This window comes from Burkholderia sp. NRF60-BP8 (assembly GCF_001522585.2).
Taxonomy (GTDB): Bacteria; Pseudomonadota; Gammaproteobacteria; order Burkholderiales; family Burkholderiaceae; genus Burkholderia.
Genome location: NZ_CP013374.1, coordinates 170,220 through 182,659 on the forward strand (window position 1 = coordinate 170,220; position 12,440 = coordinate 182,659).

Sequence of the window (12,440 nt, forward strand, 5' to 3'; positions counted from 1 at the left end):
CACGCGCATGGAAGGAGCCATCATGTCCGCCACGATCGACCACACCGACACACTGGATCACCTGCTCGAAACCGCCGTGCAGGATGACAAGGAGGCCGGCGTCTTCCGCTGCCGCCGCGACATCTTCACGAACGCGGAGCTGTACGAGCTCGAGATGAAGCACATCTTCGAGGGCAACTGGGTATATCTGGCGCACGAAAGCCAGATTCCGGACAACAACGATTACTACACGACGTGGATCGGCCGCCAGCCGATCGTCATCACGCGCGACAAGACCGGCGAGCTGCATGCGGTCATCAATGCGTGTGCGCACAAGGGCGCGATGCTGTGCCGCCGCAAGCACGGCAACAAGGGCAGCTTCACGTGCCCGTTCCACGGCTGGACCTTCTCGAACACCGGCAAGCTGCTGAAGGTGAAGGACGAGAAGACGACCGAATACCCGGTGCAGTTCAACACGCACGGCTCGCACGACCTGAAGCAGGTCGCGCGCTTCGCGAACTATCGCGGCTTCCTGTTCGGCAGCCTCAATGCGGACGTCCTGCCGCTCGAGGATTATCTCGGCGAGGCGCGTGTGATCATCGACCAGATCGTCGACCAGGCGCCGAACGGCCTCGAAGTGCTGCGCGGCAACTCGTCCTACATCTACGAAGGCAACTGGAAGATGCAGATGGAGAACGGCTGCGACGGCTATCACGTCAGCACCGTGCATTGGAACTATGCGGCGACGATGGGCCGTCGCAAGGAAGACGGCACCAAGGCGGTCGATGCGAACAGCTGGAGCAAGTCGGTCGCGGGCGTGTACGGCTTCGACCACGGCCACATCCTGCTGTGGACCCGAACGATGAACCCGGAAGTGCGGCCCGTGTACCGGCATCGCGACGAAATCCGTGCGCGCGTCGGCGACGTGCAGGCCGATTTCATCGTGAACCAGACGCGCAACCTGTGCGTGTACCCGAACGTGTTCCTGATGGACCAGTTCAGCACGCAGATTCGCGTGGTGCGGCCGCTCGGCGTCGACAGGACCGAGGTCACGATCTTCTGCTTCGCGCCGAAGGGCGAGAGTGAAGCGGATCGCACGACGCGGATTCGCCAGTACGAGGATTTCTTCAACGTGACCGGCATGGGCACGGCCGACGATCTCGAGGAATTCCGCGCGTGCCAGGCCGGCTATGCGGGCATCACGGCGATGTGGAACGACCTGTCGCGCGGCGCGCCGCTGTGGATCGATGGGCCGGACGAGAACGCGAGAAGGATGGGGCTGAACCCGCGCATTTCCGGCGAGCGCAGTGAGGACGAAGGGCTGTTCGTGTGTCAGCACGAACACTGGGTGAACGTGATGCGCGATGCGCTGAAGAAGGAACGCGGGGAGGTGGCGGCATGAGCTTCGATTACCGGACGATTTGCGCGGCGCTGTATCGCGAAACGCGCCTGCTCGACGATCGTGCGTGGGACGAATGGCTGACCTGCTACGCCGAGGACGTCACGTACTGGATGCCCGCGTGGGACGACGACGATCGCCCGACCGACGATCCGACCAGCCAGATCTCGCTGATGTACTACGCGGATCGCGGCGGTCTCGAGGATCGCGTATTCCGGATCAAGACCGAGCGCAGCGGCGCGTCGACGCCCGAGCCGCGCACCAGCCACAACGTGACGAACGTCGAGGTGCTGGCCGAACGCGACGACGAGGTGGACGTGCGCTACAACTTTCACACGCTGAACCACCGTTACCGCGTGACCGATCACTTCTTCGGCACGATGTTCGTCACGTTGCGCAAGGTGGACGACGCGCTGCTGATCTCGAACAAGAAGATCGTGCTGAAGAACGATTACATCCGGCAGGTGCTCGACGTGTACCACGTCTGACGCCGATCGTTTCGACAGGAAGGAAAGGGAGGCGACGTCATGTCCACCTACAAGATTGCACTGAATTTCGAAGACGGGGTCACCCGCTTCATCGACTGCAAGGCCGGCGAGAAGGTGCTCGACGCGGCCTTTCGCGCGAAGATCAACCTGCCGATGGATTGTTCCGACGGCGTGTGCGGTACCTGCAAGTGCCGCGCCGAAAGCGGCCGCTACGACCTCGGCGACGATTACATCGACGACGCGCTCACCGAGGACGAGAAGGACGGCGGCCTCGTGCTGACCTGCCAGATGGTGCCGCAAAGCGATTGCGTGATCGCGGTGCCGACGTCGTCGGTCGCCTGCAAGACCGGGCAGAGCAGCTTTGCGGCGACGGTCGCGAAGATCGAGCAGCACAACGATGCGGCCGTCGTGCTCGAACTCGACGTCGGCGCGAGCGCGCCGGTGTTTCTCCCGGGCCAGTACGTGAACATCGGCGTGCCGGGCAGCGGCCAGCACCGCTCGTATTCGTTCTCGTCCGCGCCGGGCGACGCGAAGGTCGGCTTCCTGATCAAGAAGATTCCCGGCGGTGTGATGAGCACATGGCTCGAATCGGCGCGGCCGGGCGACACGCTCGAGCTGCACGGGCCGCTCGGCAGCTTCTATCTGCGCGACGTGCAGCGGCCGCTGCTGTTCCTCGCCGGCGGCACGGGCCTCGCGCCATTCCTGTCGATGCTCGACGTGCTCGCGCGAAGCGGCTCGCAGCAGAAGGTGCACCTGATCTACGGCGTCACGCGCGACCTCGATCTCGTGCTGGTCGACGCGATCGAAGCGCTCGCGGCGAAGCTGCCGAACTTCAGCTTCGCGACGGTCGTCGCCGACGCCGCGTCGAACCATCCGCGCAAGGGCTGGGTCACGCAGCACATCCCGGCCGACGCGCTGAACGACGGCGACGTCGACGTGTATCTGTGCGGGCCGCCGCCGATGGTCGATGCGGTGCGCCAGTATTTCGACGACGCAGGCGTGAAGCCGAACAGTTTCCACTACGAGAAGTTCACCCCCAACGTCACGGCAAAGGCGGCATGACCATGCAACGATTCTCCGGCAAGGTCGTCGTCGTCACCGGCGCGGCGCAGGGCATCGGTCGCGGCGTCGCACTGCGCGCGGCGGCCGAGGGCGGCAGGGTGCTGTTCGTCGATCGCGCGGATTTCGTGGCCGAGGTGGCCGCGCAAGCGCCGGGCGGCGATACGGCCGGCTTCGTCGCGGATCTCGAGACATACGAAGGCGCGCATGCGGCGATGGCGTACGCGGTGCAGGCCTTCGGCGGCATCGACATCCTGATCAACGGCGTCGGCGGCGCGATCCGCATGCGGCCGTTCGCCGAGTTCGAGCCCGCGCAGATCGACGCGGAAATCCGCCGCTCGCTGATGCCGACGCTTTATGCGTGCCATGCGGTGCTGCCGCATCTGATCGCGCGCGGCGGCGGCACGATCGTCAACATCTCGTCGAACGCGACGCGCGGCATTCGCCGCGTGCCGTACTCGGCCGCGAAGGGCGGCGTGAACGCATTGACGTCGGCGCTCGCGATGGAATACGCGGAACACGGCATCCGCGTCGTCGCCACCGCGCCGGGCGGCACCAGTGCGCCGCCGCGCCGCGTGCCGCGCAATGCGGCCGGCGATACCGAGCAGGAACAGGCGTGGATGGCCGAGGCCGTGCGGCAGGTGACCGAATCGACGTACTTCAAGCGCTACGGCAGCCTCGACGAGCAAATCGCGCCGATCCTGTTCCTCGCGTCGGACGAGGCGAGCTACATCACGGGTACGGTGCTGCCGGTCGCGGGTGGGGACACGGGTTGAAGAGCGCGCCCGCCGAGCTGCTTGCCTCACGGGGCAGGTGCCGCGGCCTGGCGCACGACGACCATGACATAACAGGCCGGCGCGGCAAGCCCGGCCATGGAGACACTCATGAGCAAACGCGAAGCGATCATCCCGGCCGGCATGGAGGCCGTATACGAAAAAATCGGCTATGCGCCGGCGATCAAGGTCGGCGATACCGTTTACGTATCCGGCCAGATCGGCCGCGACGCGGCGATGCAGTTGGTCGAGGGCCGCGAAGCCCAGATCGTGCAGGCGTTCGAGAACCTCAAGCGCGTACTGGACGCCTGTGGCGCGTCGTTCGACGACGTGGTCGACCTCACGACCTTCCATACCGACATGCGCGACCTGCCGCTGTTCATGCAGGTACGCGACCGCTATTTCCATGCGCATCCGCGGCCGGCGTGGACCGCGACCGGCGCGCACATGCTCGGCGGCTCGCCCGGCTATATCGTCGAGATCAAGGCGGTGGCGGTGCTGCGGCCTTAGTCGCGGCGGCGCATCGCCCGTCCGGTCGGTCGATGCGATCAATCAGCTCTACATATAAACAGAATCGACCATCAACAGGTTTGGAGACAGCATGAGACTTCGGCATCTCGTCGGCGGAGCATTGTTCGGAATCGCAACGACCGGTTTCGCGCAAGGTTCGTCGCCGATGACAGCGTTTGTCACGTGAACGTGTCCTGCCGAGATGCGCGCGCTGCGCGGCACCTATTTCCTGTCGAAACGAACCGCCGTGTACCTGCAGGGTGCGTACCTCGCCAACAGCGCGCACGCGGCATTCACGGTCAGCGCCGGCGGGGGCGGCACGACGCCCGCGCCGGGGCAAAACCAGGTCGGCGTGATGGCCGGAATCCGGCACATGTTCTGACCGGACGTGTCGGGCGACGCATGAGCGGCCCGGCATGCGATGCAATGCGATGCCCGCGGTTTTCGTGCGGGCATCGGCTTTCCCTGTACGCAAATCGATCGAGAGACAACGGAGGGATGCAATGGTGTCGATGCTCAACGGTAGAACCCGTCGTGGTGGATGGTGTTGCGGCATGGCTGTCGCGGCGTCCGCGGCCGCCATGCTGATTGTGTCCGGTTGCAACGATAACGAGGTCCGGAATGCTGGAGGCGGCACGGCCGACGCCGCGTTGACCTGCGATCAGACGATGAAGGCGCGATTCGCGCCGGATGCGAACACGACGGTGATCGCGGTGAAGTCGTTCAAGGCGGGCGATCCGCTGGCGCTCGATGCGTCCGCCGTCACATCGGCGACGCCCGTCGCCGGCAACGATCTGTGTCTCGTCAAGCTGAACGTCGGCCCCGGTAACACGGGCCCGTCGGGCGCGCCGTCGACGTCGGCCGGCATCGGAATGGAAATCTGGCTGCCCGCGCCGTCGAACTGGAATCGCAGGATTCACAACCTCGGCGGCGGCGGGTGGCAGGGCGGTGCGTACGGCGACCCGAAGAAGATCGCCAGCGCGGGCGGCACGCCGAGCGCCGCGACGATCGCGGCGTCCGAGGGCGCGGTGGTCGGCACGACGGATACCGGGCACACGATCCAGAACGGCTCGTTCGCGATGAATCCCGACGGCACGATCAACACGACGCTGTGGACGGACTTCGCGCAGCGCAGCCTGCACGAGCTGGCGCTGAAGACCAAGGCGCTGGCCGCCGCCTATTACGCGGCGCCGCAGAAGTATGCGTACTGGGACGGCTGCTCGACCGGCGGCCGGCAGGGCTACAACGAAGCGCAGAACAACCCGTCCGACTACGACGGCTACCTGACCGGCGCCCCCGCGTTCAACTGGTCGAAGTTCATCACCGGCGAACTGTATCCGCAGGTCGTCGCGCAAACCGATCTCGGCGGCGCGACGTTGACCGATGCACAACAGGCGTTGCTGTCGGGCGCGGCCGTCAGCGCATGCGATGCGGTCGCCGGCCAGCACCTCGGCTACCTGATGGATCCCGCGCAATGCCGCTACGATCCGACGCAGGATGCGAGCGTGCTGTGCGCGGGCGTGACGGTCGGCACCGTCACCGGAACGAATACGACTGCCGCGTGCGTGACGGCCGCGCAGGCGAGCGCGATGAACAAGACCTGGTACGGGATGACGCGCGACGGCTCGGTGCCGAGCCCGGCGCTCGACACCGGCACGGCGACGTCGCTCGCCGGCAACCAGATGTGGTTCGGGCTGATGCGCGGCACGGGCACCGGCGCGCTGGCCGGCGCGACCCCGTTCAGCATCTCGACCGACCTCGTCGCGCTGGAGCTGCAGGATCCGACGATCGCCGGCGCCGGCTTCGCGAACGCGACCGGCAACGGCGCGAACCAGTGGAAGCGCCTCGGCTATGCGGGTCTTGCGCATGCGTACGATCAGGGTATCGCGCTGCAGCCGTCGTTCGGCAACATCAATACGGACAACCCGGACCTGTCGGGGCTCGTGCGGGCCGGTGCGAAGGTCCTGCACTATCACGGTCTTGCCGATCCGCTGATCACGCCGTCGGGCAGCATCAACTACTACGAACGCGTCGCGAGCCGGATGGGCGGCATACCGGCGGTGCAGCAGTTCGACCGGCTGTTCCTCGTGCCAGGCATGGGGCACTGCAGCGGCTACGGGGGAGTGAACGGCACGGCCGGCCCCGCGCAGACGGCGAATACGGTGCCGCTGCCGCATGCGGACCGTCAGGATCTGTACGCGCGGCTGGTCGACTGGGTCGAGCACGGGCAGGCGCCGGCCCGCATCGACCTCACATCGGCGGACGGCAGTGCGAGCCAGCCCGTGTGCATGTATCCGACGAAGGCCACGTACAACGGCTCGGGGTCGATCAGGGACGCGGCGAACTACTCGTGCAAGTGACGGACGGGGGTGCCGCGGTGTGTCGCGGTTGCAGGTGCGTGTCGATGCGGGCGGCGCAGGCCGCCCGCGCCGCGTCAAGCGAGCCGGAATTTCTTGCGCAGGCTCGAATCGGCGCGGACCGCATCGTTTGCGGCTTACCAGAAAGGGGGCAGCCCGATCGAAGTGTTGCAGGCCGACGAAAGCCAGCTGCGCGCATCGGACGAACGCGTGCAGGCGCGAACCGAAGCGGCGCGCGCGGCGGTCGCCGCGTTCAAGGCGCTCGGCAGCGGATGGGAGTCGCCGCAAGCGCAGGCCGTTGCGAGCCGGTAGCGGTGGCATCGAAACCTGGTCGGTCGGGCCGGACAAGCGTCGAATGATCGCGGGTCGTGACGCCTTGTGCTGGGCGCGTTCACACTGCCAACGGATAGGGGGAGCAACGCAGAAAGTAGCGGCGATGTCCCCTATGGGTTACAATCGCTTCATGTTCAAAGTCCTGACCACTCCCCAATTTGACAAATGGCTCGATGGTCTTCGCGACCCGGTCGGCAGCGCCGCGATCAGCCTACGCATCGAGCGGGCGAAGCTCGGCAATCTTGGCCAGTGGCGTGCGATCGGCGACGGCGTCAACGAAATGAAGATCGATGTAGGGCCGGGGTACCGGGCCTACTTCGTGCGACGCGGAAAGATAATCGTCGTGGTGTTGTGTGGCGGGGACAAGTCGACGCAGAAGAAGGACATCAAGACGGCGAAGCAAATCGCCGCCGAACTGGAGGATTGAAGATGAAAATCAGCGAACTGGCCGAATTCGACGGCGCAAAGTACCTGAAGGACGAGGAAGCGATTCGTCACTACCTGGCGCAGGCGTTCGAAGATGGGGATCCTCGACTGATCCAGGTCGCGCTCGGAAACGTCGCGAAGGCGCGTGGCATGACGGCGCTGGCGCGCGAGTCCGGTGTGAAGCGTGAAGCGCTCTACCGTGCGCTGTCGGAAGGTGGGAACGCGGAGTTTGCAACGATCATGAAGGTGGTCGCCGCGTTGGGATTGCATCTGACCGTTGCGCCGACCACGCAGACCGCCGAAGCGGCAGCCGCGCCTGAACCGACCTCGCGCACGCGTTCGCGTTCGCCAGCACGGGCGGTGGCCCACGGGTGATGTCGTCAGGGCCGGGCGGGAACTTTCGCGCCGGGCCTGCCCGTATCGATCCGGCCGGCATCGCGCGAAGCCCTGCGCGCAGCGCAGCTCGACGCTACCGCTTGATTGCCCCCCGCAACCGCCTCACATCCCGCTCCGACACCGGCGCAGCCCGATTTCCCCACGCACCGCGCACGTAGCTGACCACCGCGGCGATCTCGCCGCTCGTCAGCGCGCCGCGCATCGCCGGCATCCGCTGCACCGGCCCTGGCTTCCCCGGCGTGGGCCGCGCACCTTCGACCACGATCCGGATCGTGCTGGTCGGATCGGCTGCGAGCACGATCGAACTGCCCGCGAGCGCCGGCCCGCGATCGGGGACGCCTTGACCTTCGGCCCCGTGGCAACGCGCACAGAACCCCGCATACACGCCGGCTCCCGGCGCCTGCTGGCCGCTTTCCGGACGCGGGCCGGCCACCGTCAGCCGCGGCACGCCGACCGCGAGCGGATTCGTCGCCGCAGTCGGTTGCGCCGGCAACGACTTCAGGTACACCGCCATCGCATGGCGGTCGGCATCGGTCAGCAACGCGGTGCTTTCGCCGACGACCGGCGCCATCGCGCCGAACACCGCGCCGCGCGCCGCATGGCCGCTGCGCAGGAACGCGGCGATGTCGTCGGCCGACCAGCGGCCGAGGCCGTCCGGGTCCGCGCCGGTCAGGTTCGGCGCGAACCAGTGATCGTTGATGCCGCCGGTGAGGAACGCGGGGCTGCGCTCGTCGTAGCCGCGTTCGTTGTAGGCCGGCCCGCGCGGCGTATGGCACGCGCCGCAATGGCCGAGCCCCTGCACGAGATAGGCGCCGCGATTCCACTCCGCCGATCGCGACGGCTGCGGCGCGAACCGCTCGCGGTTCGCGAATGCGAGGCTCCACAGTCCGAGCGCCCAGCGCTGGTTGAACGGAAACGGCAACTGTGTGAGTTTCGCCGCGTTCGGGGAGGGCGAGACGCCGCGCATGAAATACGCATACAACGCGCGCACGTCGTCGTCGCTCAGGTGCGCGAGCGACGGGTAGGGCATCGCTGGATACAGCCGGCTGCCGTCCGCGCGTACGCCGCGCCGCAACGCATCGTCGAACTGGCGCAGCGTGTAGTGGCCGATTCCGTGCGTCGGGTCCGGCGTGATGTTCGGCGCGTAGATCGGCCCGAACGGCGAATTCACCGGCTGGCCGCCCGCGTACGGCGTATGGTCGGCCGCGTCGTGGCACGCGGCGCAGTCGCCGGCGAGCGCGAGGTAGCGGCCGCGCGCGAGCGTCGCGGCATCGGCGCTCGCGGCAGCCGCGACGATCGCCGGGCGGCCGGCGGTCGAAGCGGATGCCGCATGCGGCGGCTGCGCGGCCGCGCCAGATGCGCCAGATGCGCCAGATGTGCCAGATGCGCCGGAATCCGCCGCCCCCGCCTCCCGCGACCGGGAAAGGCGTGGGTCGTTTCGCACACGAGCGGACATCGACGCGCCGGCATCGGCCGCCGCCGTGCGAATCCGCACGAACCGCCAGCCCGACGCGGGTTCAGGCGCTTGCGCCGCCGACGCGGTGTCGGCCGCATCGGCGGGTGCGGCGGTGTTGTCGTCATGCTGCATGTCGCATCCGCCGAGCGCGACGCATACCGCGAACGCGACCCCTGCGCGGTGGCCCGGAGCCCGGAACGGGAACGAAGCGAACGAGATCAGCGCCATGGGCTGCAAGGCCCCACGAAAGCGGTGACGATCCCCGTAAACACCAGACCGATCACGAAGCCGAGCGCGGCGAGCATCCCGCAGCGCGCGAGAAAGCGCGTACTGTCGTCGCGCGTCGCGGCGGGCGCTTCGGCATCGTGCCGGCGCCGCCACGCGTGCGCGAGCCACGTCGCGCAGGTCGCGGCCAGCGCGAACGCGCCCGCCGCGATCAGCGCGAGCCACACGCCGACGTGCGCCCAGCGCGGCGCGGCCTGCGCGACGCCGAGCGGATAGCACGCGGTGGACGCGAGCGTCTCCGACACGAGCATCTGCGCGAACCACAGCGCGGGCGCGCCGACGAGGCCGGCCGCGATCGCGAGCAGCGGTGTCCACGCGCGGCGTGTGTCGTTCATCCGGTACTCCTCAGCCAGAACGGCGATACGTACAGCGCGGTGAAGATGAACAGCCACACGATGTCGACGAAGTGCCAGTAGAGCCCGCCGACCGTCAGCGCGACGCGTCGCTCGCGGCCGAAGAAACCGGCGGCCGTCCACCCGGCGAGCAGCGAGAGGATCGCGAGGCCGGCCACGACGTGCGCGAGGTGGAACCCGGTGATCGTGAAGTAGAGGCTGCCGTACAGATGCGCGGTCGGGCCGTACGGATGGTCGCGCCATTCGTGCCACTGGACCAGCGCGAACGCGGCGCCGAGCACCAGCGCGACGACGAGCATCGCCACCGCGCGCGCCTGCCTGTCGGCGCGCACCGCGCGTTCCGCGAGCCACACGAACACGCTGCTCGACAGCAGCACGACCGTGTTGGCGGCTGCGAGCCCGATCTTCGGCATCCCTTCCGGCGGCCACGGTGCGGACCATTGCGACTGCAGGTAGAAATAGCAGAACAGCAGGTAGCCGAACAGCCCGGCCTCGGTCACGATCAGCGTGAGCACGCCCCACCAGCCGCCCGCGCGCTCGCCGCAACTGCCGACCGGCAGCGGCTCGATGCACGCAGCCGGCGCGCCGGCCGGCGCCGTCGCCGACGGCGGCTCGTCCGGATGCGGCCCGGCGGCCGCGGCGGGCGCCTGCGTGTCGGCGCGGGCCGGCAGGCGCGCGCGCTGCCCGAGCGTGCGGCGCGGCCATAGCCACGCGGCGGTGGCGATCGCGCATCCGGCGACGGCCGCGCAGACGAGGGTCGGCGAGCGCGCGAGCATCGCCGCGAACACGCCGGTCGCCAGCAGCGCGAGCATGAACGGCACGCAACTGTCTTCGGGCATCTTCAGGATCGCGCTGGGCGCCGCGGCGAGCGGCGTGACCGCGAGCGCCTCGCGCCCGTCCGCGAGCCGGTAGCCGACCCGCAGGCTGGTGCGCGCCGGATCGTCGCGCGTTTCCCACAGCGGATGCCGCGACGCGACGAGCGGCAGCACCGCGAAGTTGTACACGGGCGTCGGCGACGCGACCGACCATTCGAGGCCGGCGCCGCCCCACGGGTTGTCGCCGGCGCGCGCGCCGCGCCGCGCGCTCACCAGCGCATTGACGACGAACATCGCGATGCCGATCCCGAACACGAACGAGCCGATCGTCGTCAGCAGGTTCGACGTATCCCACCCCATCCCGGACGGATAGGTATAGATGCGGCGCGGCATCCCGAGCAGTCCGGACACGTGCATCGGGAAGAAGCCGAGATTGAAGCCGACCAGCACGACCCAGAAGGTCCAGCGGCCGAACCGCTCGCTCATCATCCGCCCGGTGAATTTCGGGAACCAGTACGCGACGCCGCCGAGCACCGGAAACACGTTGATGCCGAGCAGCACGTAATGCAGGTGCGCGACGACGAAGTACGTATCGGTGAGCTGCCAGTCGAGCGGCACGGCCGCGGTCATCACGCCCGACACGCCGCCGATCACGAACATCAGCACGAAGCCCGCGAAATACAGGAACGGCGTGCGGAACACGGGGCGGCCGGTCCAGATCGTCGCGATCCACGCGAACACCGCGACCGCGCTCGGAATCGAGATCAGCATGCTCGCGGCGCCGAAGAACGCGAGCGCGAGCGGCGCGATGCCCGTCGCGAACATGTGGTGGACCCACACCTCGAAGCCGATCAGCATCGTCGCGACGGTCGACACCGCGACGGCCTCGTACGCGACGAGCGGCCGCCGGCAGAACGTTGGCAGCGCGTCCGACACGATCCCCATTGCGGGCAGCACGACCACGTAAACCCACGGATGCGCGAACATCCAGAACAGGTGCTGCCACAACAGCGGCCGGCCGCCGTGCGCGACGTCGAAGAAATGCGTGCCGGCATTGCGGTCGAGCCACAGCAGCAGGAACGCGAGGCTCACCGACGGCACCGCGACCAGGTTCGCGACCGACGCGGTCAGCGTGCCCCACACGATGATCGGCAGCCGGTCGATCGACATGCCGTGCGCGCGCATCCGCAGCAGCGTGACGACGAAGTTCGCGGCGCCGCCCGTCGTCGAGATGCCGAGCAGGATCATCCCGAGCGCGTAGATGTCGATGTTCGCGCCGGCGCTGTAGTCGAGCGACGTGAGCGGCACGTAGTTGAACCAGCCGCCGTCCGGCACCGCGCCGAGCGGAAAGCTCGCGTACAGGAACAGCCCGGCGAACAGGAACGCCCAGTACGAGAACGCGTTGAGCCGCGGAAACGCCATGTCGCGCGAGCCGAGCATCAGCGGCCACAGGTAGTTCGCGAAACCGGACAGTACCGGCAGCGCGTACAGGAAGATCATCGTGACGCCGTGCATCGTGAACAGCGAATCGTATTGCGCGGGCGTGAGCAGCGTCGCGTTCGGCCGCGCGAGCTGGATGCGCATCACGAGCGCCTCGACGCCGCCGAGCAGCAGGAACGCGAACGCGGTGACGATGTAGCGCAGCCCGATGCGTTTGTGATCGACGGTGCCGAGCCAGCCGCGCCAGCCGGGTTCCGATTCCCACTGCTCGGCCAGCGCGCGCTCGTGCGCGGAACCGGGCGGCGCTTCGCCGAGATCGGGTACGCGGCTGAGCGGGGTGGGCGTGTCGCGGGCGATGGCCATCGGCATCC

General features: G+C 68.0%; 11 protein-coding genes and 2 pseudogenes. 10 read left to right on the forward strand and 3 right to left on the reverse strand.

Annotated elements, in window-relative coordinates; genetic code table 11:
• Positions 1-22: 22 nt before the first annotated feature.
• The 10 genes and pseudogenes from WS54_RS30405 (at position 23) to WS54_RS30450 (ending at position 7,699) form a co-directional block, all read left to right on the forward strand.
• Complete coding sequence (locus WS54_RS30405; RefSeq protein WP_059780005.1) at positions 23-1,381, forward strand: Rieske 2Fe-2S domain-containing protein; 1,359 nt, start codon at positions 23-25, stop codon at positions 1,379-1,381.
• Positions 1,378-1,866, forward strand: a complete 489-nt coding sequence (gene benB / locus WS54_RS30410) for a benzoate 1,2-dioxygenase small subunit (RefSeq protein ID WP_059779950.1) — start codon at positions 1,378-1,380, stop codon at positions 1,864-1,866. Before WS54_RS30405 ends, benB begins: the two co-directional genes overlap by 4 nt.
• 39 nt (positions 1,867-1,905) lie before the next feature.
• Positions 1,906-2,928 (forward strand): benzoate 1,2-dioxygenase electron transfer component BenC, encoded by a 1,023-nt coding sequence (benC, locus tag WS54_RS30415; protein ID WP_059779949.1) that lies wholly within the window; start codon positions 1,906-1,908, stop codon positions 2,926-2,928.
• Positions 2,925-3,701, forward strand: a complete 777-nt coding sequence (gene benD / locus WS54_RS30420; protein ID WP_059779948.1) for a benzoate diol dehydrogenase BenD — start codon at positions 2,925-2,927, stop codon at positions 3,699-3,701. Before benC ends, benD begins: the two co-directional genes overlap by 4 nt.
• 108 nt (positions 3,702-3,809) lie before the next feature.
• Positions 3,810-4,208: a RidA family protein gene (locus WS54_RS30425; protein WP_059779947.1), complete on the forward strand. Its 399-nt coding sequence runs from the start codon at positions 3,810-3,812 to the stop codon at positions 4,206-4,208.
• Positions 4,209-4,404: 196 nt separating this feature from the next.
• Positions 4,405-4,590: pseudogene (locus WS54_RS30430) on the forward strand (porin); the annotation flags it as partial.
• A gap of 130 nt (positions 4,591-4,720) precedes the next feature.
• A complete protein-coding gene (locus tag WS54_RS30435) occupies positions 4,721-6,568 on the forward strand; it encodes a tannase/feruloyl esterase family alpha/beta hydrolase (protein ID WP_059780004.1) in 1,848 nt (615 codons plus the stop codon).
• A gap of 102 nt (positions 6,569-6,670) precedes the next feature.
• A pseudogene (locus WS54_RS30440) lies at positions 6,671-6,877 on the forward strand (TolC family protein); the annotation flags it as partial.
• Between the two features lie 151 nt (positions 6,878-7,028).
• The gene (locus WS54_RS30445; protein ID WP_059779944.1) at positions 7,029-7,325 is read left to right on the forward strand and encodes a type II toxin-antitoxin system RelE/ParE family toxin; all 297 of its coding nucleotides are present in this window, start codon (positions 7,029-7,031) and stop codon (positions 7,323-7,325) included.
• A gap of 2 nt (positions 7,326-7,327) precedes the next feature.
• A complete protein-coding gene (locus WS54_RS30450; RefSeq protein WP_059779943.1) occupies positions 7,328-7,699 on the forward strand; it encodes an addiction module antidote protein in 372 nt (123 codons plus the stop codon).
• Positions 7,700-7,793: 94 nt separating this feature from the next.
• Here WS54_RS30450 and WS54_RS30455 read toward each other — a convergent pair whose 3' ends face one another.
• The 3 genes from WS54_RS30455 to ctaD are packed head-to-tail and all read right to left on the reverse strand — an operon-like array spanning position 7,794 to position 12,432.
• Positions 7,794-9,404, reverse strand: coding sequence for a cytochrome c (locus WS54_RS30455; protein ID WP_059779942.1), 1,611 nt, complete (start codon positions 9,402-9,404; stop codon positions 7,794-7,796).
• Positions 9,395-9,796, reverse strand: a complete 402-nt coding sequence (locus WS54_RS30460; protein ID WP_059779941.1) for a hypothetical protein — start codon at positions 9,794-9,796, stop codon at positions 9,395-9,397. The genes WS54_RS30455 and WS54_RS30460 overlap by 10 nt, the downstream gene beginning before the upstream one ends.
• A complete protein-coding gene (gene ctaD / locus WS54_RS30465; protein ID WP_059779940.1) occupies positions 9,793-12,432 on the reverse strand; it encodes a cytochrome c oxidase subunit I in 2,640 nt (879 codons plus the stop codon). The genes WS54_RS30460 and ctaD overlap by 4 nt, the downstream gene beginning before the upstream one ends.
• Positions 12,433-12,440: the final 8 nt, after the last annotated feature.

Excerpts from the sequence above, each read along its gene's own strand:
- WS54_RS30450 (WP_059779943.1), top strand. The coding sequence starts at position 7,328 with ATGAAAATCAGCGAACTGGCCGAATTCGACGGCGCAAAGTACCTGAAG.
- benD (WP_059779948.1), top strand. The coding sequence starts at position 2,925 with ATGACCATGCAACGATTCTCCGGCAAGGTCGTCGTCGTCACCGGCGCG.
- WS54_RS30445 (WP_059779944.1), top strand. The coding sequence starts at position 7,029 with ATGTTCAAAGTCCTGACCACTCCCCAATTTGACAAATGGCTCGATGGT.
- benC (WP_059779949.1), top strand. The coding sequence starts at position 1,906 with ATGTCCACCTACAAGATTGCACTGAATTTCGAAGACGGGGTCACCCGC.
- WS54_RS30435 (WP_059780004.1), top strand. The coding sequence starts at position 4,721 with ATGCTCAACGGTAGAACCCGTCGTGGTGGATGGTGTTGCGGCATGGCT.
- WS54_RS30460 (WP_059779941.1), bottom strand. The coding sequence starts at position 9,796 with ATGAACGACACACGCCGCGCGTGGACACCGCTGCTCGCGATCGCGGCC.
- WS54_RS30405 (WP_059780005.1), top strand. The coding sequence starts at position 23 with ATGTCCGCCACGATCGACCACACCGACACACTGGATCACCTGCTCGAA.
- benB (WP_059779950.1), top strand. The coding sequence starts at position 1,378 with ATGAGCTTCGATTACCGGACGATTTGCGCGGCGCTGTATCGCGAAACG.
- WS54_RS30425 (WP_059779947.1), top strand. The coding sequence starts at position 3,810 with ATGAGCAAACGCGAAGCGATCATCCCGGCCGGCATGGAGGCCGTATAC.
- WS54_RS30455 (WP_059779942.1), bottom strand. The coding sequence starts at position 9,404 with ATGGCGCTGATCTCGTTCGCTTCGTTCCCGTTCCGGGCTCCGGGCCAC.
- ctaD (WP_059779940.1), bottom strand. The coding sequence starts at position 12,432 with ATGGCCATCGCCCGCGACACGCCCACCCCGCTCAGCCGCGTACCCGAT.